The following is a 21,595-nucleotide window of genomic DNA, read 5'->3' as shown; positions in this document are numbered from 1 at the left end:
GCGCGATGCGCCGTCTCCCGCTTGCACAGTCACTTCACCTCGCTTTGCACCTTCGCCTGACGCCACTGGTAGACCGTCCACTCCGATGTCTTCTGAACGACCTCGAACCGAGCCGAAAGAAATGGGCCGTACAGCTCCTGCAAGGGCAGGCTGTTGATACCGGTTTTAGGCACCATGACGATCTTTACATCCGCAAAGAGCACTTCCGGTGGGATGTAGGCCTTCTCGTTGATATTGCGGTTCCAGTGAAACCAGGCGGAGTCACCGGTAGGCGGGCGAATTCCGAGGCCGGCTGAAAATGGATTGACGAAATCAAGCACAAAAACGCGTTCGGGTAGTACGGGCAACGCCTGCAGCAGCGCCCCCCCGGTTACGATGTCGTCGAGATAGCGCCTTATGAAGTCAGGTTCGCCGCCAGGCGGATCGATTTCCCGAACATCGTCAAAACGTGGCAGCCCGAGCGATTGACCAGCTTTCTCAGCCGCAAGCGATGTATGCAGAATGAGGGCAGCGGCGTGATGTACGATCGGCGGCGACAGGAATAAGGCCGCGAGCAGCGGAAGAGCCCCGGCAGGAAGAGCCAAGCCTCCTGTCCTTCTCCCGTCATCGCCTTGCTGAGGCCAGGCGGCTTTCTGCACCAGAGCGACTGCGCCGCAGTAGAGCGTGATAATGCCCCAGCTGTGGGCGTTCTGATTGATGATCGCCAGGCCGGCGCCTATGCAGAACCCGGAGAAGAGAAAATCGCGGAAGCTGCCGGTTTGCCAGATGGCGACCAAGGCGAAGGCCGCAAACACGATGAGGTCGGAAAGGTTCTCACGCAGGTTCTTCAGGATGCTGGCGACGTCATGGCCGCCGCTGACACGCGCCGCCGCCCGCAGATCCTCTATATGCTGAATGGTTCCGCGCCAGAAGAACTCGATGGCGATCATGGCCAGCCCCGTCAGCAGCAGGGCAGTCACGACCCAGCGGCGCTGCTGCCGATCCAACAGGATGACAAGGAGAAAGGCGGTTCCGGCGAGCCCGTAAGTCGCCTTGATGTAGAATGAGACGAGCAGAAGAAAGACAGCGGCAAGAGCATCGGCGGCATCGTTGCGCCCGCGCGCGGGCTGCGGCGTCAGATACATCACCAGCAGCAAGCCGAGCGCGACCCAACCGATGCGATTATAGAACATCGCGAACGAAGGATACCAGATGGAACTGCCGAGATTGATAGGCGCCGCGAGGATGAGAATGAGGAATATGCCGAGCGCGGCCGCCAATGACGGGTTGAGGCGAGACACAAGAATGCGGATCATTGCGGGGATGAAGGCGACGACAACGATAGCCATTCCAACCGGTATCGCAGCGCCGAAATTCCCCGTCAGTTGGTATCCAGCCGCCGGAAGATAAAAGACGAGTGGCCCGAGCGCCGTGTGGAAATCGCGGTTCGGCACCTGACCGAATGTGATGCGGTGCGCACCGTCGATAAAGACCAGCACGTCATTGATAAAGGCGGCGTTGATGGTCCTTCCCGGCAAGGCAAGCATGGCCGCAGAGACCAATGCTGTCAGGATGATCAAACCTTCCGCCGCGCGCAGCCGCCGTATCCTCGCCGCCGGTCGCTTGCTGGCGCCTGCTCCCGTTCCGATGGCCGCGTACGCGGCGTGATTGCCTGGTTCCGTCACAGCCGCAACCTCTTGAAGATCGGCTCCGGGATTGACCGGATCGCCGTCATCAGCGGTCGCCATATTCGTCTGACATAGACCACGTCCCCGCCTCTGCTTCCCTCGGCGACAGTAAAGATCTTCTGCGCGACCTCCCGAGGTTCGGCGGTGAGAAGCGGCGGGAGCTTCATGCCATGCGTCATGCGTGTCCGAACGAAACCGGGCTTCACGGTGAGCACGCGCACCCCGGACCCGGACAGCCGGTTCCTCAGGCCGGACAAGAAGGCGGTCAGCCCGGCTTTGCCGGCGCCATAGACATAGTTGGACGCGCGTCCGCGATCGCCGGCGACGGAACTAATGCCGACGATGGTTCCGGATCCTCTCGCCGCAAAACGTTCCGCCAGAAGGCCAAGAAGCAAAGCTGGCCCTTCAAAGTTCGTCCGCATGATCATGGCGGCATGCTCAAGTTCCCGTTCGGCGCGAGACTGCTCGCCCAGTTCGCCAACGACGCAGACCGCCGTGTCGGGCAGAGGCGAAACGGCGCCCACGAAATCTTCAAAGCGGCTTGTAGCGAGGATGTCGAGTTCGTGAACTAGGACATTAGCGCCGGTCCGCGCGCTGATGTCGTCGGCCTCGCGTTGTACGGCAGAGCGCTTTCGTCCGGTCAGAAGCACGTCCCATCCCGCCTCGGCATAGATCAGCGCCGTCGCGCGACCGATATCCGATGTCCCGCCTATCAGGAGCAGGGTCTTGCCGATCCCCTTCATATGCCGAGCCTCTTTGCCAAGCGGGAATTAAAGTGACGATCGGCGCCCGTTGCCTTGCGTAGCTCCTTGAACGCAGCCAACCGAGGGTAGCCAGCCTCGAATGTGTGACGTGACTGTCGTGCATCCTTGGCGAGATAGAGCCGCCCTCCTGCCTTGACAACCAGCTCATCGATTTCGTCGAGCAGCCGGAACACCTCCTGCGTGACGGGAAGGTCGAGTGCCAGCGTGTAGCCCGGCGCAGGAAAGGACAGCAGCCCGCTTCCGCCCCCTAGCTTCTTCAGAACGGCAAGAAAGGAGCCTTTTCCCGAACGCGCAAAACGCTCGAGCATGCCGCTCAGGACTGGAAGCGCGTCCTCGGCTGGAACCACGCACTGATGCTGCAGAAAGCCCCGCCTGCCATAAAGCCGGTTCCATTCGAGGATGCCGTCCAGTGGAAAGAAGTATTTATCCCAGTGGACCAGCGAGGTCTTGGCCGCCTTTCGCGCTCCCGCCCGGAAATAGATCTCGTTGAAGGCTGTTACGCTTGTTTTGTTGAGCACCCATTGCGGCAGATCGAATGGCAGTGAAAACATCCCTGCGTTTTTCGCTGCAAAGCGATCTACGCCCGGCATGCCGCCGACCTGGTCCAGCGTCGCGTGTTCGCCGGCAAAGATCAGCGAGCGTCCAAGAGAGGCGCCTTGCGAAAGGCAATCGATCCAGGCGACCGAATAGGTGACATCCTCGGTCTGCTGCAGCGCCTTCAACGCCTCGCCAAGATTTTCCGTGACGATCGTCTTTTGCGCGATCCAGGCGGATTCAATCGGTCTCAAACGGAAAGTCGCTTCCGCGATGATCCCGGTCATACCCATACCACCGACCGTCGCGAAGAAAAGATCGGCGTTGCGCCCGCGGCTACAGGTGAGGGTCTCTCCGCTGGCGACCACCAGCTTGATCTCGCTGACATGGTCACCGAACCCGCCGTCGCGATGATGGTTCTTGCCGTGCACGTCAGAGGCAATCATCCCGCCGACCGTGACATATTTCGTGCCCGGCACCACAGGCGGAAAATAGCCTCTCGGAACAAAAGCGCGCAGAATATCCGAGAGCATTACGCCCCCTTCCACGGTCAGCGTCGCATCGTTCGGATCGAAGCTCCGCATTCGGCTCAGTCCACGGCACATCAGGGTGGAGTGTTCGCCGATCGCCGCGTCACCGTATGAACGCCCATTTCCGCGGCCGATCAGTCCCATGCGGGCGGCCACGGTGCCTGCAAGCGCCTCCGGCCGCTTGCAGTCGATTGCCTGGCTTTCATGGCGCGGATAGCGTCCCCAGCCCTCCATGAGTTTGTTACGCCTCCTCTGGTTTGAAGACGAATTTCCGGTCCAACGCGTATTTGGAAATATAGCCGATCGCCAAGCCGAGCGCTCCGCCGGTGTATTTTGCGAGCTCCGTCTTCCACACCGTCCAAAAAGTAATTTCAAACCCCCAGAATATGAGCGTCGTCAGAACACTGAACAGGCCGTAAAGCGCCACCTTGAGCATCTCGTCGCCGTGCGACGTGTAGCCGTCGAAGAATATCCATTTTTTGTCGAGGAGATATTTCAAGCCGAAGCCGGCAGCGGTCCCTGCGAGCATCGAAGGCATAAGGTTCGGCGACGGCGCCAGCTGCATGACAGTGGCCTGGACCGCGAAGTTGGCGGCGGTGGAGAGCATGGCGAAGGCGAGGTAGCGGGTTGCGAGGCCCGCGGAAGTGCTTCGCTCTGAGGACTGACGAGCCATTCGGCCACCTCACATTGCGGCAATGACAAGTACGCCGGCGACGCCGAGCGTGACGAGGCTGACCTTGTCCTTGATCGCGAAGACGACTGGATCGTCATGCATCTGTCCCCGGTGGGCGAGCATAAGGATGCGGGCAATCCAGCAGGCAAGGATCGGTCCGGCCAACCACAGCATGGCTGGCCTGGTGTAGATGTCTTGGGCACTGTCGCTTGCGGCATAGAGGGCAAATAACGTCAGCGCGTTCATTCCCGCTCCAGCTGCCAGGGCGCCCACCATCCCAATATCCGCCTTCCTGTAGTCGCGGCTCTTGGAATCCGGCAGGTGCGCGGCGCGGCGTGAAATGAGCTCGGTGTATCGCTTCACCAAAGCGAGCGAGAGAAACCAGCTCATCATGAAGGCAAGCAGCCAGGGAGATGGCCACACCGAGACGGCGGCAGCGCCGCCGATCACCCGCGTGGTGTAAAGAGAGGCGAGAGCCACCACGTCCAGGATCATCTTCCGCTTGAGGAAGAACGAGTAGGCGGTGGTCAAGGCGAAATAACCCGCGAGTACGAGCACGAAGACGGGCGACACCATGGCGGCCACCGTAAGCGACAGCAAAAGCAGGATCGGGATTGCCAACAGAGCGTGCAACAGCGGGATCTCGCCACAGGCAAGCGGTCTGCGGCATTTGGTTTTATGACGGCGGTCGTCCTGCAGATCGACCAAGTCGTTCAGGAGATAAACGCCCGAGGCACAAAGCGAAAAAGCCGCCAGAGCCAGGCCGGCATTCGTAAGGCTATGGAGGTCAAAGAGTTGATTTGTCAGTAGCGGGATAAAAACCAACCCGTTCTTGACGTATTGATGCACCCGCAACGAGCGCGTCCAAATCCGCCATGTCGGTCTGTCGTGACTAAGGTGCTCGACGTTGTCGCATTGGCGCGAAAGCTCTCGAGCAACTGCCGCCGATGTCCTTATGGCATAGGACTTTGCGGCGTGGCGCCAGACTGACAAGTCGGCCGGGTCATTGCCGATATAGTCGAAGCCCCCCTCCCCGAAGGCGGCGACGAGCTTTGCCGCCTTCGCCTCGCCGACACAGTTCATCGTCTCGTTCGTTGCAAACCAGCCGGCGAAAAGGCCAAGGTGGTCGGCAACCGTGCAAACCAGGCGTTCGTGGGTTGCAGAAGCGAGGTAAACCGATCGTCCCTCCTCCCGTGCGGCCTTGATGACGTTCAGCACTTCCGCGTCATAGGGAAGAATAGCCGGGTCGAAATCCGCTGGTTGAGAAAGGCGGTGCTTCAGACACGCTTTTCCGGCGGACAGCGAACTGACGAAATCGACGATGGAAAGGGGCCGACGGCTAAGCTCCGAGAAGACAGTTTCGATCAGCAGGTCCGATCGAACGAGGGTGCCGTCGAGATCAACCACTAACGGGCGGGGCGACAGCGGTGTTTGCAGGACCGGTGGGCTGTCCACCGGCAATGCCGCGGGTCCAGGTTGAGGCCACCCGTCCTCCTCGGCTCTCGGCAGAAAATCTCTTCGCAGCTGGAATTCATGGTGCAGCTCGTTCAAAGGATTTCCCTTATGCTTCGAGACCGTGAAAGCCCGCCGAACCACGGCTAAGCAGTTTGGTTCCATCACCAAAATGGGTGAGGTGCTGACGCCTGGGGAAGATTATCAAAGGTTGAGTTTTTCAGCGCAGACTCAGAACCTTCACGGAGAAATTGCGCCCTCGCCGCGCCCTGCCGTCGAGGTCGTGTTCGCGTCCGGCAAATTTTCACGCGTTGTACAAAATCGGATGACACGCTGAGGCGGGAACAAAGCGAGGATGCGCCGGTTCGAAGGACCGTAAAGATTAGAATGAGTGTCGTGATGAATCTGGCTCTGCTTTTCGGTGCGTTGACATTGACATGTTGGATGATGGGAGGAGCTGTTGCAGTGCTGGGCACTGCCGAGCACCCTCGTCATCACCTGCACCAACTCAGCGAATTCGTTTCGTTGGGCTTCAACGTTTTGGGTATCGCATGTGCGATCGCGATGATTGCGCTCGTGATCGCCGCCTGATCTGCATCGTTATGCTCTGATCTGGTCAAAGCTCACAGCTGCAGGATGACATCCTTACACATCGCAAGTCTGTCAGCTCGCTGCACGGTCGATGGGTCGCAGCGTGTCTTCGGCGCCGGTCGAAGGCGAGATTTCAGCCATCATCCTTGGAGAGCTCAGGGGTGGGATGATGCAACTTCATGCTGCAGGTCTGTCGAGGCTACCGCAGATGCTGGATCCGGAGGTTCGAAGCCCCTGAAGTGTGGTGCCGAGGAACTTGCGCAACGTTACAGCGTTTCTGAATATCGTCTTCCGCTCGGTTGTCGGCGACACCCCAGCCTCGTTCCCAGGTCCGCATGACAACACAACAGATAATCGCATTTTCTGTTATCGCTCTCATGATGGCAGTCTTTATTTGGGATCGCTTCCGCTATGATGTTGTCGCGTGTTGTGCGCTTGTATTGGCAGTCGGGACCGGCATTGTGCCACCGGAAAAAGCGTTCTCCGGGTTTTCGGATGACATCGTCATCATCGTTGGCAGCGCGCTGGTCGTCAGCGCGGGCGTAGCGCGCTCCGGCATTGTGGATTCGGCCATTAAGAGATTTTTCCCGAATCTGAACACGCTTTACACGCAGCTTGCGCTCTTGATGATTGCGGTGGCGATGCTTTCTGCTTTCATCAAAAATATCGGCGCGCTTGCCATCATGATGCCGGTCGCCTTCAAGTTCGCGAAAAAATCCGGTGCCTCTCCCTCAAAATACCTGATGCCGATGTCGTTTGCTGCTTTACTTGGCGGATTGATGACGCAGATCGGCACCTCACCCAATATCGTCGTGTCGCGGCTGCGGGAGGAGATGACAGGAGCCTCCTTCACCATGTTCGACTTCACGCCTATGGGCGGTGTTCTCACGGTTGTCGGCATCACCTTTCTCTTGTTCTTCCACTGGTTGGTGCCAAGTCGCACCAAGCAGAACAGCTCGATCGAGGATGCGATCGAAATCAAGAATTACACCAGCGAAGTCGCGATCACGGCCCAGTCAGCACTGCTTGAGCAGGCATTGAGTGACCTCCTGAATCTCGGTGATGGTGAGGTCATAGCCACCGCCGTACTGCGTGGCGGTACCCGAATGGCTCCGTTCCCCGATCTCACGCTCCGCTCTGACGACATTGTCCTGCTGGAAGGTCCTTCGGCAGCGATGGACCGGATTGTGTCCCAGGGGAAGTTGAAGCTTTCCGGCAAGCCTCTGGCAGAAGGCGGCCACCCGGAGGCGGACATCATTTCGCTTGAGGCAATCGTTAGTCAGGGATCCTCCCTCGCTGGCCTTTCCGCCAAAGAATTGGCGCTTTCCTATACGCGCGGGGTCAACCTTTTGGCGATTAGCCGGCGCGGTGAACGCCTCAAGGAACGGCTGGGAAGCTTGACCATCAGCACCGGTGATGTGCTCCTTCTGCAAGGCAGCCGGGGAAGCCTGACTGCCCTTCTGCAGGATTTCGGCCTGCTGCCACTCGCCCAGCGAGAGGTGCTGCTCGGCACCCGCCGCCGCGCCTTCATTCCGCTTCTTATCCTGGCGCTCGCGATGGCAACGACCGCGGTCGGTCTCGCGCCGGTTCCGGTGGCCTTCTTCGCAGCCGCCCTGGGCATGGTCGTTTTTCGAGCTGTTCCACTCGCGGATGTCTATAAATCGGTTGATGGACCGATCCTGGTGATGCTCGCGGCCCTTATTCCCGTCTCGGACTCCTTGCGCACCTCCGGCGGCAGCGATTTGATTGCCGGCTGGCTGAGTGGGGCGGCGATGAATCTGCCGGCATGGGGTGCGCTCGGCCTGATTTTGGTGACCGCCATGGCCGTTACGCCCTTCCTCAACAACGCCGCGACGGTCCTTGTCATGGCGCCGATCGCCGCCAGCTTTGCAACGGGTCTAGGCTTCAGACCGGAAGCCTTCCTGATGGCGGTAGCCATTGGCGCGGGTTGCGACTTCCTCACGCCTGTCGGCCATCAATGCAACACGCTCGTCTTCGGTCCCGGCGGTTACAAGTTTTCCGATTATCCGCGTCTCGGCTTGCCGCTGTCGGCGTTGATTATTCTCGTTAGCGTGCCGGCGCTGCTATTTGTCTGGCCCGTCAACTAGTGTGGAACGACGTCTCACTTCCGGAAAGTCGTGCATCACTGCCACAGCGCCGCAAAACAGTGAAAACGGACCAATGGACATCGCTCAAACCTTCAACTCCCCCTCCACCAACGCCACCCAGTAAGCCGCCCCGTATCCAAGCGCCCCATCGTTAAAATCATAAGTCGTGTTGTGGTGTAGCGCGCCGTCAACCGCCGGTCCGTTGCCCAGCCAGACATAACAGCCCGGCGCGTTCTGCGCGAAGAAGGCAAAGTCATCTCCAGCCGTCGACGGCGGAAAACTCCTCCGCACGTTTTCAGCAAAGACGGTGCCGGCGGCGGCAAGCGCCCGTGATGTGGCATCCGCATCATTAACGACAGGCGGTATCCGCCGCTCAAAATGATAGTCGGCCGATATGCCATACATCGCAGCCGTCCCACTCGCCAACCGGGCGATCGCGGTCTCCAGCTGGTCGCGCACCTCAGGCGAATAGGCCCGTGCCGTTCCGCCGATCTCCACAATATCGGGAATGACGTTCAACGCCTTCGTATCGCCCGCCTGCAGGAAGCAGGCGCTGACGACCGCCGGCTGCAGCGGGTCGACAACACGGCCGACGATCGTCTGCAGCGATGACAGGAAAGTACCGGCTGCCGTGATCGGATCGCGGCCGAGATGCGGCTTGGCGCCGTGCGTGCCGACGCCGCGAAAGGTGATGCGCCAGCTGTCGGAGGAGGCGAGCTGCGGTCCCTCGACGACGGCGATCTCGTCGACCGCAAGCCCCGGCATATTGTGCAGGCCATAGACGGCATCGCAGGGGAAAAGCCGGAAGAACCCCTCCTCGACCATGCGCTTCGCCCCGCCGCGGCCCTCTTCGGCCGGCTGGAAGATGAAATGCACGGTGCCGGAAAAATTCAGCGTCGCCGCCAGATGCCGCGCGGCGCCAAGCAGCATTGCCGTATGGCCGTCATGGCCGCAGGCATGCATCTTTCCCGGTACGGTCGATTTATAGGGCCGCTCCGCCATCTCAGGCATGGCGAGCGCATCCATATCGGCTCTCAACCCGATCCTGCGCGTGCCGTTGCCGACTTGCAGGGTGCCGACCACGCCGGTGCCGCCAAGCCCGCGATGCACGGCGATGCCGGCCTCCTCGAGAAGCTTTGCGGCGATACCGGCGGTGCGCTCCTCCTCGAAACCGAGTTCCGGATGCGCGTGCAGATCGCGGCGCAAGGCGGTGAGGAACGGCAGATCGTCCTTGATCCGGGCAGGAATGCTCATGGGCCTGGATATCCCTCCATGTGAAACGGGCGCCCGAACGGCGCCCGCGTCAGATCATTCGTTGTTCATCAAACAACTCGCGAGTTCAACCCTCAAGCTTCTTCGACGAACACCTCCTCGCGCTTCTTCCTGACGCTCGGCAGGAAGACGACGATCAGTACGGCGACCGCGATTGCCAGAAGCGTGGCGCTGATCGGCCGCGTGATGAAGGTGCTGGGGTCACCGCGCGACAGGATCATGGCGCGTCTGAGGTTCTCTTCCAGCAGCGGCCCGAGCACGAAACCGAGCAGCAGCGGCGCCGGCTCGCAGCGCAGCTTTGCCAGCACGTAGCCGATGAGGCCGAAGAAGGCGACGGCATAGAGGTCGTAGACGTTGGAATTGACGCTGTAGACCCCGATCGAGCAGAAGGCCATGATGATGGGGAAGAGTACGTAATAAGGCACCGTCAAAAGCTTCACCCAGAGCCCGATCAGCGGCAGGTTGAGGATGACGAGCATCAGATTGCCGATCCACATCGAGGCGATGATGCCCCAGAACAGCGCCGGCTGCTCGGTGGCGACGTTCGGGCCCGGCACGATGCCCTGGATGATCATCGCGCCGATCATCAGAGCCATGACGGGATTGGCCGGAATACCGAGCGTCAGCAGCGGAATGAATGAGGTCTGCGCTCCGGCATTATTGGCCGATTCCGGCCCTGCGACGCCGGCGACCGCGCCTTGGCCGAATTCCTTCGGCGTCTTCGACAAGCGCTTTTCCACCGTATAGGAGGCGAAGGAAGCGAGGATCGCCCCACCACCGGGCAGGATGCCGAGCGCCGAACCGATCGCGGTGCCGCGGATGATGGGCGCAATCATCTCCTTGAATTCCTGGCGCGAAGGCAAGAGACCCGATACCTTGGCCATCAGCACCGTGCGTGTCGACTCTCCCTCGAGATTGCGCAGGATTTCAGCGACGCCGAAGACGCCGACGGCGAGCGCCACAAAATTCAGGCCGTCCGCATATTCACGGATTCCGAGCGTGAAACGCGGCGTGCCGGTATAGATATCGGTGCCGACAAGGCCGAGCAGCAGCCCGAGCGCCACCATCGCCAGCGCCTTGACGACCGAGCCGTGCGCCAGCGCGATCGAGGAAACGAGGCCGACGATCATCAACGAGAAATATTCAGCCGATCCGAATTGCAGTGCGATGTCGGTCAGCGGCGGCGCGAAGACCGCAACGAGAAAGGTCGAGACCGTTCCGGCGAAGAACGAGCCGAGGGCCGCGATCGCCAGCGCCGCCCCCGCCCTGCCCTTGCGCGCCATCTGGTAGCCGTCGATCGCGGTGACGGCAGAGGAGGATTCGCCCGGCATGTTGATGAGGATCGCCGTTGTCGAGCCGCCATATTGCGCGCCATAATAGATGCCGGCGAGCATGATGAGCGAGGAGACCGGCTCGAGCTGGAAGGTGATCGGCAAGAGCATGGCGATCGTCGCCGTGGCGCCGATGCCGGGCAGCACGCCGATCAGCGTGCCGAGCAGCACGCCGATCAGGCAGAAGAGAAGATTGTCGAACGTTGCCGCCGTCGCAAAGCCGAGCGCGAGATTGCTGAAAAGATCCACCATCGCCTCCTAGAACCGGACCCAGGGGCCGAAGCGTTCGAACGGCAGTCCGAGCCCATAGCTGAAGACGGCGACCGAAAAGATTGTCAGCAGCAGCGACAGGATGACCGCGAATACCAGGTTCATCTTGCGCGACGCAAAGCAGGCGATGAAGGCTGTGAAGAACAGCGCCGGCGCAAATCCAAGCCCGCGCACCGTCAATCCGAAGAAGACGGGAGCCGGCAGAATGAAGAGCATGCCGCGCCAGGCGAAGGGATCGACCGGCTCCCCTTCCACACGCAGCGCCTGAAAGAAGATGATCGCGCCGAGAAGTATCAGTGCGCAGGCAAGGATAAACGGGAAATAACCGGGACCCATCCGCAAAGCCGTACCCAGGTCGAGCCCGACCGACTGATAGGCAAAGAAAGTGCCGGTCGCGACGAAAAGCGCGCCGCAGATCGCATTGGTGCTATCGAGACTGATGGATTTCATAGTGTCTCCTGGAGTTGGAGATGGTTCACGTGACGCGCTGCTGCCGCGATTGCCGCTCATCCGCCTGCCGGCACCTTCTCCCCGCTTGCGGGGAGAAGGGAACATGCCGCAAGCCTCTCGCCTTTTCCGCAATTGCTCAGGGCAGGTCCCCTCTCCCCGTTTTCGGGGAGAGGGTTAGGATGAGGGGCTATTCCTGGCACATCCCTCACTAGTCCGCGTATTCCCCGGCGGCCTCGATCACCGGCTTCCAGCGGGCGATTTCGCTTTCGAGCTTGGCTTTCAAAGCAGCAGGCGTTGCATCTGCATCGGAGGACGGCGCCGTGCCGAGTTCGGCGAAGCGGGCGCCGACATTCGGATCCTTCAGCGCCAGCTGCAGCGACTTCGACAGGCGTTCGTTAATCGCGGCCGGCGTACCCTTCGGCGTGTAGATGCCGTGCCAGATGCCGACTTCGAAGCCCGGCAGGCCAGCTTCGACAGCCGTCGGTACATCCTTCAGCACGTCGAGGCGCTTCGGCGAAGTCACCGCATAGGCCTTGATCGTGCCGCCCTTAATCTGTTTCGTGGTGTTGGTGGTCTGGTCGCACATAATATCAACCTGGCCGCCGAGCAGATCCGTCATCGCCGGGCCGGTTCCTTTGTAAGGAACGGTCGTGAGCTGCGTCTGGATGGCGCTCATGAACATCATGCCGCAGAGATGCGAAGCCGCACCGATACCGGCATTGGCGACGGTGACCTTGTCCTTGTTGGCCTTGACGTAATCGATCAGGCCCTTGAGATCGGTCGGCTCGAAATCCTTGCGCGCGACAATCGTCATCGGCACCTCGGTGACAAGGCCGACATACTCGAAGGCGCCGAGCGTGTCGTAGGCGAGCTTGCGGTAGAGCGTGGCGCTTGTCGCCATGCCGATATGGTGCAAAAGAATGGTGTAGCCATCGGGGTCAGCGTTCGCCACCCGGCCGGCGCCGAGCGTGCCGCCGGCACCGCCGACATTTTCGACGACGATCTGCTGACCGAGATCCTTCGACATCGATTCAGCCACCAGCCGCGCGACGGTATCGGTCGGGCCGCCCGCCGCAAAGGGGACGACCATGGTGATGGTGCGCTCGGGATAGGTCTGCGCCGATGCGACACCGGCGAGAAGAGAAACCGCGGCAGCCGCGGTCAGGCCGAGCACGGCCTTCAGGATTTTCATCGTTTCCTCCCTGATGAAACAGCAAGCCCGCCGACACATCCTCCGCGCCGGGGATGACCTATTTGCCGCCGGGAGAAATCGAGCCGCAATCACTACCGTCGCTTCCGCAAGATGATTCTGCGGCAGTGCAATGCAGCATGGGTCGATTTGGAAACAAACGGCATGGGTGATGGGTGGATTTCCACCCAACGCGCAACGTTCCAGGGCTGCGGCACCGTTGCCCCGGAGAATCACCGGAACCCGAACTCAGCTTTCGGTGGTCAGTATCCGCTTATCGAGGCCGTATTTTTGCATCTTTTCGTACAGGGTCTTGCGGGAGATGCCGAGGGATTCATAAACCGGCCTGAGGCTGCCGCCATGCGCCACCAGCGCGCTGGCGATAATCCCTCGCTCGAATTCGGCAACCCGCTCCGCAAGCCCGGTTGCCTCCTCGGTCTGCCGTCCACCATTGTCGAGCCCAAGGACCAGACGGTCGGCGGCATTCCTCAACTCACGCACATTGCCGGGCCAGTCGCGCTGGGCGATGTCGGAGATCACCTCCGGCAGCACGGCCACCTCGTCGCGGCCGTAGCGGGCGGCCGCTTCCCGCACCAGCTGCAGGAAGAGCAGCGGAACGTCTGCCCGCCGCTGCGATAGCGACGGCACATGCAGCGTTGCGACGTTCAGTCGGTAGAGGAGATCGGCGCGGAAGCGGCCAGCGGCTACCTCCGCCTCCAGATCCACCTTGCTCGTCGCGATGAAGCGCACGTCGAGCGGCACGACCTCGTTCGATCCGAGCCTGGAGATCACCCGCTCCTGCAACACCCGCAGGAACTTCGCCTGCAGGTCGAAGGGCATCGAGCCGATCTCGTCGAGCAGGATGGTGCCGCCGCGCCCATGTTCGAACTTGCCGTAACGCGGCCTGACAGCGCCGGGAAAGGCGCCGGCCTCATGGCCGAAGAGCTCGCTCTCGATCAGGTTCGCCGGCAGGGCGGCACAATTGATCGCAATGAACGGCCGGCTCGCCCGGGCGCTGATATCGTGAAGTGCACGCGCCACGACCTCCTTGCCCGCCCCGGTCTCGCCGACGATGAGCGTATCGGCATCGCTGGCGCCGATTGCGCGGATGCGGTAGCGCAGATCCACCATTACCTGGGTGCGCCCCGGCAGCCGCGCCTCGATATCGTCGCGTTTGCCGGCGACCGCCTTCAGCAGCCGGTTCTCAAGCACGAGACCGCGCCGCTCCATCGCCCGGCGAATGACGCCGGCGAGCATTTCAGTCGTGAACGGCTTCTCGATGAAATCATAGGCGCCTTCACGCATCGCCTTGACCGCTAGCTGTACATCGCCGTGGCCGGTGACGAGGATAACGGGCACCTCCTGATCGATTTCACGAATCTTCTGCATCAAAGTCATGCCGTCCATGCCGGGCATGCGGATATCGCTGACGACGACGCCGGGAAAACTGTAGCCGATCAGTTCCAGCACATGATCGCCGCTCGAAAAAGTTTCGACGCTGAAGCCGGAGAGCTCCAGCGCCTGCGCCGTCGAGCGGCGCAGTTCCTCCTCGTCGTCGACAAGCAGGATCTTGGCTTCGTTCATTCGGCTGCCTCCGGCATCAGCCCAGCCGCCGATTGCAACTCGACGCGGAACACCGCGCCCCCTTCAGGATGATTGGCGGCAGTCAGGCTGCCGCCGAAATCCTTGATGATATTGTAGGAGATCGAAAGCCCGAGGCCGAGCCCCTTGCCCACACCCTTGGTCGTGAAGAAGGGGTCGAAGATGCGCTCGGCGATTGCCGCCGGCACCCCGGGTCCGTGATCGCGCACCGTCAGCACCACCTTGCCGGCCGCCTCGAAGGCCGAAACCTCGATGCGCCTGTCATCCAGTCCTTCAACCGCATCGGCCGCATTGGAGATCACATTCACCAGCACCTGCTGCAGCCGTACCGAACCGGCGCGCACCACCGGCGGCCGCGTTCCGAGATCGAGCCGGAGCTCGGCGTCCGCCGCCTTCAGCCGCCAGGCGATGATCTCCAGCGTGTCGCGCATCGCCTCGTCGAGGGGGACCGGCCCGAGCTTCTCATTCGGTTTGCGGGCGAAGTTGCGCAGGTGCCGGCTGATCGAGGCCATGCGGTCGATCAGCCCGCCGATCCGCCTTATATTGTCGCGCGCCTCCTCCGTTCGCCCTCGATCGATCAGAACGGCAGCGCTGTCCGTATAGGTCTTGGCGGCGGCGAGCGGCTGATTGAATTCATGCGAAAGGGCAGCCGACATCTGCCCGAGCCCGGCGAGTTTGCCCGCCTGGATGAGATCGGCCTGGGTCTGGCGAAGCTGCTGCTCGGTCAACCGCCGCTCGGCGATCTCCTCCTCGATGCGGCTGTTGACGCGGGCAAGATCCGCCGTGCGCTCCTCCACCCGCCGCTCCAGCTCGCCCCGCGCTTCGGCCTGCATCAACATGCGCTCGGCAAGCCGCGCCCGCCGCTGGCGAATGACCGCCACAGCAAGGCCTGCGATGCAAAGGATGAGAAAGACGGCGACAAGCGCGGTGCGCGCCTGGGCGCGGATGGAACTCGTCTCCATCAGCACATTCACCGTCCAGTCCTCGGCCGGCATATAATGCGACAGCACCAGATACTCGCTTGCGCCCCGATCGCTCGCAAGCGTCATCAGATCATGCGGCTCGAAGCGATGACGCGTCACCGGCAGCGCCGTCAGCTTCGCATTGGCATAGCGCCGCGACGCCTCGGTGCGGGCGATACGGTCGGCCGTCAGCGGCAGGATCGCGCCATAGAGCCATTCCGGGCTGCCGGACATGAAGATGATGCCCTCGGGATCGGAGACGAAGATCTTGTATTCGCCGCCGCTCCAGGAGGATTCGATCATGTCGATATCGACCTTGAAGACGATGACACCGCGAATATCCGCGCCGACCCTGATCGGGGCAGAGAAATAGTAGCCGCGCTTTAGCGATGTGGTGCCGAGAGCATAAAACCGCGCCTGCCGGCCTTCGATCGCCTCCTGGAAATAAGGCCGGTAATTGAAATTCTGGCCGACGAAGCTCCCCGGTCCATCGTAATTGCTCGCCGCGATCGTCTCCCCGTCCGGCTTCACCACATAGATGTCGGAAGATTTTAAGAGCCCGTTGATCTCCTTGAGATAGAGATTGGCCGCATCACGCAGTGCCATGTCGTCGGGCGCGCTGACCAGTTCCTTGATATCGTCGTGATCGGCGATCAGCGCCGGCAGCGCCTCGTAGCGGTTGAGGTGGCCGCTGAGCGCCGAGACGGCAAGGCGTAGCGCCGTTCCCGCCTGAGCGGAAGCCTCCTCCATATAGGCGCGCGTCGCAATCGCGCTTCCATAGGTGAAGAAGGCGAAGATGACGAGCGGCACCAGCAGCAGCGCCGCGGTAGCACGATATCTCGAAGACAGATCCGGCTCCTCCCTTTCTGCCTTCACTCCCCAGCAAGGCATGCCCGACGGCCCAGTCTAATGAGGCAAGCGAAGATTTCCAAGAGCTCGCCGAAACTTGACACTCGGCAGGGACGGATGTCCTATTGCTGCACCGCAAGGAGACCCGTTCATGAGCGACGACCAGACGCCCGCCGACAGCAAGCTCACAAACTCCAAGCGCCGCTGGGCATCCGAGGGCAAGTTCCTGACCGGCCGCATCAGCCGTCCCGAGGCCGAGCGCCTGCCGCCCGGCCAGCACCTCGTCAAGAACTGGCCGGTGCTCGATCTCGGCCAGCAACCGGTCATTTCAACCGGGAGCTGGCGGCTTGAAGTACGCGGCCTGGTCGAAACGACACTCACCCTCACCTGGACGGAATTCCAGGCGATCGAGCAGAGCACCAGGATCAGCGACATCCACTGCGTCACCACCTGGTCGCGCTACGATAACAAATGGAACGGCGTTTCGACGCGGGATCTGCTCGATCGCGCCATGCCGAGGCCGGAAGCAGCCTACGTGATGCTGACGAGCTACGACGGCTACACCACCAATCTGCCGCTCGCCGATTTCGCCGCCGAGGATGCGATCCTGGCGACCTCCTGGGAAGGCCTGCCGCTGACACCGGAGCACGGAGGCCCGTTGCGGCTCGTCGTGCCGCATCTCTATTTCTGGAAGAGCGCCAAATGGCTGCGCCGCATCGAGTTGATCGCCGCCGACGAGGCCGGCTTCTGGGAAAAGAACGGCTACCATATGTATGGCGATCCGTGGCGCGAGCAGCGCTATTCCGACGACTGAGCCTTCGGCCGCGAGACGCGACGAAGCGCGAGAACGGCCAGACCGAACAGAGCGGCCAACCCCGTCAGTGACGCCATGCTGGCAGGATGAAGCGGCACCTTGCTCCAGCTCGGCTTGATAATATCGGCGGTGTTGAAAGCCTCACCGCTGAACTGGCAGGTGATGAAGGCAAGTCCGCGGCCCGCCATGTCGGCGTCGATGGCCGAGATGATTTCGCCCGCCGCGGGTGCCTCTCGCGGCATCTCACGCATCGCCATCAGCACGGCTTTCGTCGCCGCGAGATAGGCATGGGCGCATTCGTTGAAAGGGCTTTCCTCGTCCGTCACGCTGCCCGGCATCCGGCCCCAGAGGCAATAGGAATACTGGATTTCCGAGTAGTTCAGGACACGCCGGAACGATTCGTTCGTATCGGCCGCCCGCGACGCCAGCATGCTGATGCTGCTGCGATACTCCGAAATGACCGCCATCTCGCCGTGGGAAATTGCCGGAATATCGAGCCCGGGATGAGAGCCGCCAGAGTTGCTCCCATGGGCGAGAGCATTTCCGATAAACATTGGCAACAGGCTCGCGATGAGACCGAGAAAAGCAAACCTGCCGATATGCCGCATCACCGGAACGCCGGCCGCAGACCGCTCTTGGCGGCAAGACGTCTTTCGGCCAGCGCTCCGAAAACCAGACCGAGCGTTGCCCAAAGGATCGCGTGCATTCCGAGCGTGGTCGTGCGGAACCGCCAGAGCACCATCGCCGAGAAATTCTCGGGCACCTCATTGATCGGCGGCAGCAGATAAAGCACGAAGCCGATGAAGACGAGATAGGCGACGCCGGCGATAATCGCGCCGTTCCAGCGACCGAAGCGCTCGCCAAGGCGGCGCGACAGCGCGATCGCGGCAATCAGCGACGCGAGCGAAACAACGATCATAAGGAAGAACAGTTCGGTCCTGGCGCCGATCGTATCGGGATTGCCGACAGCCGGCGGGTTGGCCGGATATTTGATGGCGGGAACGAGCACGACCGCCACGAAGGCGGCAATGGCGATGACGGCCGAGGTGCCGCGCGCCGATAGGCTGCTGAAGCGGCCGTGCACGAAGGCGAAGGCGAGCGAAAAAAGCCCGCCGACGGCGATGCTGTAGGCCATGACGCCTGTGAAAAGGCCGAGGCCGGCCTGCGTGGCCCGGCTGACGATTTCAGGTTCGGCAGCTTCGCCCGCCGCCTGGGCGCTCGCTTCCTCGAAGGCGATTGCCGCATCGACCAGCGGCTCGCCGAAGGTATGGGCGAAGGCGAAAACGAGGATGCCAGCAATCAGGCCCGCGAGCATGCCGCGAAGCAGAAGCTTTCCAACCATGTCAGTATTCCCCCTTGTCGCGCAAAACTGTGCAGCGGTTTTGCGATAACGACATGCGTAAAACAAAGACCTAAAGCGCGAGAAGCGAATCCGAAAGATCGCGATGCGCTTTAGTGGCAGGGAAATCCGAGGAGATGGCGGCCGTCATGCACGAATTCGTGCACATACATGCCGTTGAACAGCGCCATCGCGCCCTCCTCGGTGCCGACGAAATAAAGAACGATGAGCATCAGCAGACCGCCGAAGATCGCCCAGGGAAGGATTTCCCCTACAGGGATCGGCGCCGGCGCCGCGACAGGCGCGAAAGTGGTGTCAGACATGTATTCCTCCGGAATGACGCGTTCAGTCGAAAGAGTGTTGTGCGGCAGGGTCTGACTTCCAGCGTGAAGAAGTTTCGACACGCTGGTCACAGTGGCGCGACCGCGCCGGATTTCCACCGGCTTCCAAACCCGCAACAGCACGGTTATATCTGCACGCCGAAGAGACTGTCAACGAAACTTCACGAAGCCGGCAAAGGCCGTCCCCATCCCGTCATCGGAGATCAGAACAATCGTGAATATGCGCCTCACCTGGATCTGCCACGGCGCGACGTCGGCGAACCGCAAGGCCCAGTTTCCGCTCGACGAACCGCTGGAAGAAAAGGCCGTGGAAGAAGCAGCCAGGATGGCCGCCCTCCCCCACGCCGATCGTATTGTCACAAGCCCCGCCATGCGCGCCCTCCAGACGGCTGAGGCGCTCCGTCTCGAAGCGCAGATTGATCCGTCGCTTCGAGATTGCGACCATGGCCGCTGGGCTGGCAGGCCGATCGAGGCGATCGAGGCGGAAGAGCCGGAAAACCTCACGGCCTGGATGACCGAGCCGGGGGTGGCCCCTCACGGCGGCGAGAGTGTTTTCGACCTGCGAAAGCGCGTCGCTGGCTGGATGGATGCCCAGTCCGCCCGAAGCGGTCACGTGATCGCCATCAGCCACGCGGCCGTCATCCGGGCTGCAGTCGCCCACGTGCTTCAGGCGCCACCCTCCTCCTTCTGGCTGAGCGACGTCGAGCCACTCGCCATCCTTCGGATGACCAGCAACGGAAGCCGCTGGTCGCTGCGCTTCCAGCATTAGAGATTCCTTATTTTATCCAGCCTTGCACAAGCAAATCGCGTCATTGCTGTTGAACCCGGTTTTGCGGGGACTACTTCCTTGTCCCAAGGAGATGGAAGAATGACATATGATTGGAGTGGAGAGCGTACACGGCGCCTGCGGTTGATGCGCGTCGCCACGTTCACGGTTTTGGCCGGTCTCATCCTCAGCGTTCCGCTGCTGATCGTCACCGCCTGAAGCACTGGAAAAGGCGAGCGATGCGTCAGCACGCTCGCCTTCGTTCTTCTGGGCATCTTTTCGGCCCAATCACCTGTAGCAACATTCTTCCTGAACGGGACCGGCGAAACAGCCGCAGTGCCGGTCCTGGCCGCATCGCAACGCTATCCGTCTGCCGGCGGCTCACCGCAAACCGCCCCCTCCGATAATTCGCCTTCTGGTTTCAACGAACATTTCAGACTTTCGTGATATCTCGGCGCGGGTGGAGTTGGAGAAGGCATAATGCCGGTGTTTTTCCAGAGCAGAGCCGGAAGGCAATGCATGTCGATCGTCGGTTTGGGGATTACCCTCTGGCTCCTAGCTACATTGCTGCGGTTCGACGACAGCCTGGTTTCCTTCATGACCGCTTTCCGTGAATACGGCGCCGACAAGCTCGTTCTGGGACTCGGCATCGCCGGCACCATGAGCTTCATCTACTCGGTGCTGCGTATTGCCGATCTGCGCAAGGAAATGGAACTGCGCGCCGCCGCCCAGGCAAAGGCCGACTGGACGGCAACGCACGACCATCTGACCAAGCTGCCGAACCGCTATGCCTTCGAGCGCAAAATCCTCTCACGGCCGGTCAGAAGCGACGAGGCCGAAATCGAGGAATGGAACCAAAACGTCACCATCTTCTCCGTCGACCTCGACGGCTTCAAAAAGGTCAACGATCTCGTCGGCCACAAGGGCGGCGACGTCTTGTTGGTCGAAGTTGCCAAACGCATCTGCGCGCTCGGCAATGCCGATTGCGTCTACCGCTTCGGCGGTGACGAATTCATCGTCGTCGCCTTTGCCCTGACGACACAACGCGAGGAGCGCTTCGCCAAGCTGCTGATCCAGGCCGTCACCCGCCCGATTCATATCGATGGTTTTGCCGTCGAAGTCGGCGCCAGCGTCGGCTACGATCGTTGGGTCGAGGGCAGCGAGCCGCTGGAAGACGCCGCCCACCGTGCCGATCTCGCCATGTATGAGGCCAAATCACGCGGCCCCAACCATCATCTCGTCTTCGAAAATTCGATGCAGGATAGGGTAACGGAACGCGCCTCCTTGGAAACCAGACTGCGCGCCGCGATCGCCAATAAGGCGATCAAGCCTTTCTATCAACCGCTGATTGATCTGAAGACCGGCCAGCTTTGCGGTTTCGAAGCCCTCGCGCGCTGGATCGGCGAGGATGGCGTCAACATTCCGCCGACTGTTTTCATCGACATTGCCGAGGAAACCGGGATGATCACCGCCTTGTTCGAGGATCTCCTTGCGCAGGCCTGCAGCGATGCGCTCACCTGGCCGGAGCATGTCACGTTGTCCTTCAACGTCTCGCCGGTGCAGATGGAAGACAGGCTGCTGACGTCACGCATCCTCAAGGTCCTTTCGGCAAGCCGGCTACCGCCGCAACGCCTGGAAGTTGAGATCACCGAAAACGCGCTGATTCAGGATCCCGCTATCGCCGCCGTCATTCTCGAAGAGCTGCACGCGGCCGGCATTCAGATCGCTCTCGATGATTTCGGCACAGGCTATTCGAGCCTCGCCCAGCTCGCCCGCTACCGCTTCGACAAGATCAAGATCGACAAAAGCTTCATCGCCACCTATCGCGATGACGAACGCCAGGAAAAAATCGTCCGCGCCATGCTTGGCCTCGGCAGAAGCCTCAATATCAAGACGACTGCGGAAGGTGTCGAGGAGCATGGCCAGCTTGCCTTCCTGCTGCAGCTCGGCTGCGACATCGGCCAGGGTTACCTTTTCGGCAAGGCGATGCCCGCCGCCGAGGCGAGCATCTTCATCCGCGATCGCAACGTCAATCTGGCGTCAACGGCCTGACCCCAGCTTATTTCAACAGAACCCAAGCTTTTGCGTCCC

19 protein-coding genes and 1 riboswitch are annotated in these 21,595 nt (G+C 61.3%); of the genes, 5 read left to right on the top strand and 14 right to left on the bottom strand.

Features of this window, described 5'->3' with window-relative positions:
• Window positions 1-29 precede the first annotated feature (29 nt).
• The 5 genes from J7U39_RS01665 to J7U39_RS01645 are packed head-to-tail and all read right to left on the bottom strand — an operon-like array spanning window position 30 to window position 5,719.
• Window positions 30-1,727 (bottom strand): hypothetical protein, encoded by a 1,698-nt coding sequence (locus J7U39_RS01665; protein WP_247241705.1) that lies wholly within the window; start codon window positions 1,725-1,727, stop codon window positions 30-32.
• Window positions 1,661-2,410, bottom strand: a complete 750-nt coding sequence (locus tag J7U39_RS01660; protein ID WP_210629973.1) for an SDR family oxidoreductase — start codon at window positions 2,408-2,410, stop codon at window positions 1,661-1,663. Before J7U39_RS01660 ends, J7U39_RS01665 begins: the two co-directional genes overlap by 67 nt.
• Window positions 2,407-3,729 (bottom strand): FAD-binding oxidoreductase, encoded by a 1,323-nt coding sequence (locus J7U39_RS01655; protein WP_210631565.1) that lies wholly within the window; start codon window positions 3,727-3,729, stop codon window positions 2,407-2,409. Before J7U39_RS01655 ends, J7U39_RS01660 begins: the two co-directional genes overlap by 4 nt.
• Before the next feature lie 7 nt (window positions 3,730-3,736).
• Window positions 3,737-4,168, bottom strand: a complete 432-nt coding sequence (locus J7U39_RS01650; RefSeq protein ID WP_210629972.1) for a GtrA family protein — start codon at window positions 4,166-4,168, stop codon at window positions 3,737-3,739.
• Window positions 4,169-4,177: 9 nt separating this feature from the next.
• Window positions 4,178-5,719 carry a UbiA family prenyltransferase gene (locus J7U39_RS01645; protein WP_210629971.1) on the bottom strand — a complete coding sequence of 514 codons (1,542 nt, stop codon included), beginning with the start codon at window positions 5,717-5,719 and terminating at the stop codon, window positions 4,178-4,180.
• A gap of 288 nt (window positions 5,720-6,007) precedes the next feature.
• Here J7U39_RS01645 and J7U39_RS01640 point away from each other — a divergent pair, with 288 nt between their 5' ends.
• A complete protein-coding gene (locus tag J7U39_RS01640; RefSeq protein ID WP_210629970.1) occupies window positions 6,008-6,211 on the top strand; it encodes a hypothetical protein in 204 nt (67 codons plus the stop codon).
• 335 nt (window positions 6,212-6,546) lie between these two features.
• A complete protein-coding gene (locus J7U39_RS01635) occupies window positions 6,547-8,319 on the top strand; it encodes an SLC13 family permease (protein ID WP_210629969.1) in 1,773 nt (590 codons plus the stop codon).
• A gap of 84 nt (window positions 8,320-8,403) precedes the next feature.
• Here J7U39_RS01635 and J7U39_RS01630 read toward each other — a convergent pair whose 3' ends face one another.
• The 6 genes from J7U39_RS01630 to J7U39_RS01605 form a co-directional block, all read right to left on the bottom strand.
• Window positions 8,404-9,573, bottom strand: coding sequence for a M20 aminoacylase family protein (locus tag J7U39_RS01630; protein WP_210629968.1), 1,170 nt, complete (start codon window positions 9,571-9,573; stop codon window positions 8,404-8,406).
• 92 nt (window positions 9,574-9,665) lie between these two features.
• Window positions 9,666-11,171 carry a tripartite tricarboxylate transporter permease gene (locus J7U39_RS01625; RefSeq protein WP_064804722.1) on the bottom strand — a complete coding sequence of 502 codons (1,506 nt, stop codon included), beginning with the start codon at window positions 11,169-11,171 and terminating at the stop codon, window positions 9,666-9,668.
• 9 nt (window positions 11,172-11,180) lie between these two features.
• Entirely contained in the window at window positions 11,181-11,642 is a 462-nt protein-coding gene (locus J7U39_RS01620) for a tripartite tricarboxylate transporter TctB family protein (RefSeq protein ID WP_210629967.1), read from the bottom strand.
• Between the two features lie 208 nt (window positions 11,643-11,850).
• Window positions 11,851-12,834 (bottom strand): tripartite tricarboxylate transporter substrate-binding protein, encoded by a 984-nt coding sequence (locus J7U39_RS01615; RefSeq protein WP_210629966.1) that lies wholly within the window; start codon window positions 12,832-12,834, stop codon window positions 11,851-11,853.
• A 246-nt stretch (window positions 12,835-13,080) separates the two neighbouring features.
• A complete protein-coding gene (locus tag J7U39_RS01610) occupies window positions 13,081-14,415 on the bottom strand; it encodes a sigma-54 dependent transcriptional regulator (protein WP_210629965.1) in 1,335 nt (444 codons plus the stop codon).
• Window positions 14,412-16,286 (bottom strand): sensor histidine kinase, encoded by a 1,875-nt coding sequence (locus tag J7U39_RS01605; protein ID WP_259665206.1) that lies wholly within the window; start codon window positions 16,284-16,286, stop codon window positions 14,412-14,414. Before J7U39_RS01605 ends, J7U39_RS01610 begins: the two co-directional genes overlap by 4 nt.
• 109 nt (window positions 16,287-16,395) lie before the next feature.
• On the opposite strand from J7U39_RS01605, the gene J7U39_RS01600 reads away from it, so the two are divergent.
• Window positions 16,396-17,058 carry a sulfite oxidase-like oxidoreductase gene (locus J7U39_RS01600; protein WP_210629964.1) on the top strand — a complete coding sequence of 221 codons (663 nt, stop codon included), beginning with the start codon at window positions 16,396-16,398 and terminating at the stop codon, window positions 17,056-17,058.
• Here the strand turns inward: J7U39_RS01600 and J7U39_RS01595 are convergent.
• The 3 genes from J7U39_RS01595 to J7U39_RS01585 form a co-directional block, all read right to left on the bottom strand.
• Window positions 17,043-17,612 carry a hypothetical protein gene (locus J7U39_RS01595; RefSeq protein ID WP_247241703.1) on the bottom strand — a complete coding sequence of 190 codons (570 nt, stop codon included), beginning with the start codon at window positions 17,610-17,612 and terminating at the stop codon, window positions 17,043-17,045. The two genes, J7U39_RS01600 and J7U39_RS01595, sit on opposite strands and share 16 nt — an antisense overlap.
• 53 nt (window positions 17,613-17,665) lie before the next feature.
• Window positions 17,666-18,400, bottom strand: a complete 735-nt coding sequence (locus tag J7U39_RS01590) for a CbtA family protein (RefSeq protein WP_210629962.1) — start codon at window positions 18,398-18,400, stop codon at window positions 17,666-17,668.
• A 110-nt stretch (window positions 18,401-18,510) separates the two neighbouring features.
• Window positions 18,511-18,720, bottom strand: a complete 210-nt coding sequence (locus tag J7U39_RS01585; RefSeq protein ID WP_011426664.1) for a CbtB domain-containing protein — start codon at window positions 18,718-18,720, stop codon at window positions 18,511-18,513.
• Between the two features lie 25 nt (window positions 18,721-18,745).
• Window positions 18,746-18,896, bottom strand: a riboswitch (cobalamin riboswitch).
• Window positions 18,897-18,952: 56 nt separating this feature from the next.
• Here J7U39_RS01585 and J7U39_RS01580 point away from each other — a divergent pair.
• Window positions 18,953-19,507, top strand: a complete 555-nt coding sequence (locus J7U39_RS01580; RefSeq protein WP_210629961.1) for a histidine phosphatase family protein — start codon at window positions 18,953-18,955, stop codon at window positions 19,505-19,507.
• 477 nt (window positions 19,508-19,984) lie between these two features.
• Window positions 19,985-21,556, top strand: a complete 1,572-nt coding sequence (locus J7U39_RS01575) for a bifunctional diguanylate cyclase/phosphodiesterase (protein WP_210629960.1) — start codon at window positions 19,985-19,987, stop codon at window positions 21,554-21,556.
• Window positions 21,557-21,595: the final 39 nt, after the last annotated feature.

This window comes from Rhizobium sp. NLR16a (assembly GCF_017948245.1).
In the GTDB taxonomy this organism is placed as follows: Bacteria; Pseudomonadota; Alphaproteobacteria; order Rhizobiales; family Rhizobiaceae; genus Rhizobium.
This window is presented reverse-complemented; position numbering and strand designations above follow the sequence as displayed.

Bases quoted from the DNA above. Each gene is read 5' to 3' on its own strand.
- J7U39_RS01600 (WP_210629964.1), top strand. From the start codon at position 16,396: ATGAGCGACGACCAGACGCCCGCCGACAGCAAGCTCACAAACTCCAAG.
- J7U39_RS01615 (WP_210629966.1), bottom strand. From the start codon at position 12,834: ATGAAAATCCTGAAGGCCGTGCTCGGCCTGACCGCGGCTGCCGCGGTT.
- J7U39_RS01640 (WP_210629970.1), top strand. From the start codon at position 6,008: ATGAGTGTCGTGATGAATCTGGCTCTGCTTTTCGGTGCGTTGACATTG.
- J7U39_RS01660 (WP_210629973.1), bottom strand. From the start codon at position 2,410: ATGAAGGGGATCGGCAAGACCCTGCTCCTGATAGGCGGGACATCGGAT.
- J7U39_RS01575 (WP_210629960.1), top strand. From the start codon at position 19,985: ATGCCGGTGTTTTTCCAGAGCAGAGCCGGAAGGCAATGCATGTCGATC.
- J7U39_RS01590 (WP_210629962.1), bottom strand. From the start codon at position 18,400: ATGGTTGGAAAGCTTCTGCTTCGCGGCATGCTCGCGGGCCTGATTGCT.
- J7U39_RS01650 (WP_210629972.1), bottom strand. From the start codon at position 4,168: ATGGCTCGTCAGTCCTCAGAGCGAAGCACTTCCGCGGGCCTCGCAACC.
- J7U39_RS01635 (WP_210629969.1), top strand. From the start codon at position 6,547: ATGACAACACAACAGATAATCGCATTTTCTGTTATCGCTCTCATGATG.
- J7U39_RS01620 (WP_210629967.1), bottom strand. From the start codon at position 11,642: ATGAAATCCATCAGTCTCGATAGCACCAATGCGATCTGCGGCGCGCTT.
- J7U39_RS01610 (WP_210629965.1), bottom strand. From the start codon at position 14,415: ATGAACGAAGCCAAGATCCTGCTTGTCGACGACGAGGAGGAACTGCGC.
- J7U39_RS01585 (WP_011426664.1), bottom strand. From the start codon at position 18,720: ATGTCTGACACCACTTTCGCGCCTGTCGCGGCGCCGGCGCCGATCCCT.
- J7U39_RS01630 (WP_210629968.1), bottom strand. From the start codon at position 9,573: ATGAGCATTCCTGCCCGGATCAAGGACGATCTGCCGTTCCTCACCGCC.
- J7U39_RS01665 (WP_247241705.1), bottom strand. From the start codon at position 1,727: ATGGCGACCGCTGATGACGGCGATCCGGTCAATCCCGGAGCCGATCTT.
- J7U39_RS01605 (WP_259665206.1), bottom strand. From the start codon at position 16,286: ATGCCTTGCTGGGGAGTGAAGGCAGAAAGGGAGGAGCCGGATCTGTCT.
- J7U39_RS01595 (WP_247241703.1), bottom strand. From the start codon at position 17,612: ATGTTTATCGGAAATGCTCTCGCCCATGGGAGCAACTCTGGCGGCTCT.
- J7U39_RS01655 (WP_210631565.1), bottom strand. From the start codon at position 3,729: ATGGAGGGCTGGGGACGCTATCCGCGCCATGAAAGCCAGGCAATCGAC.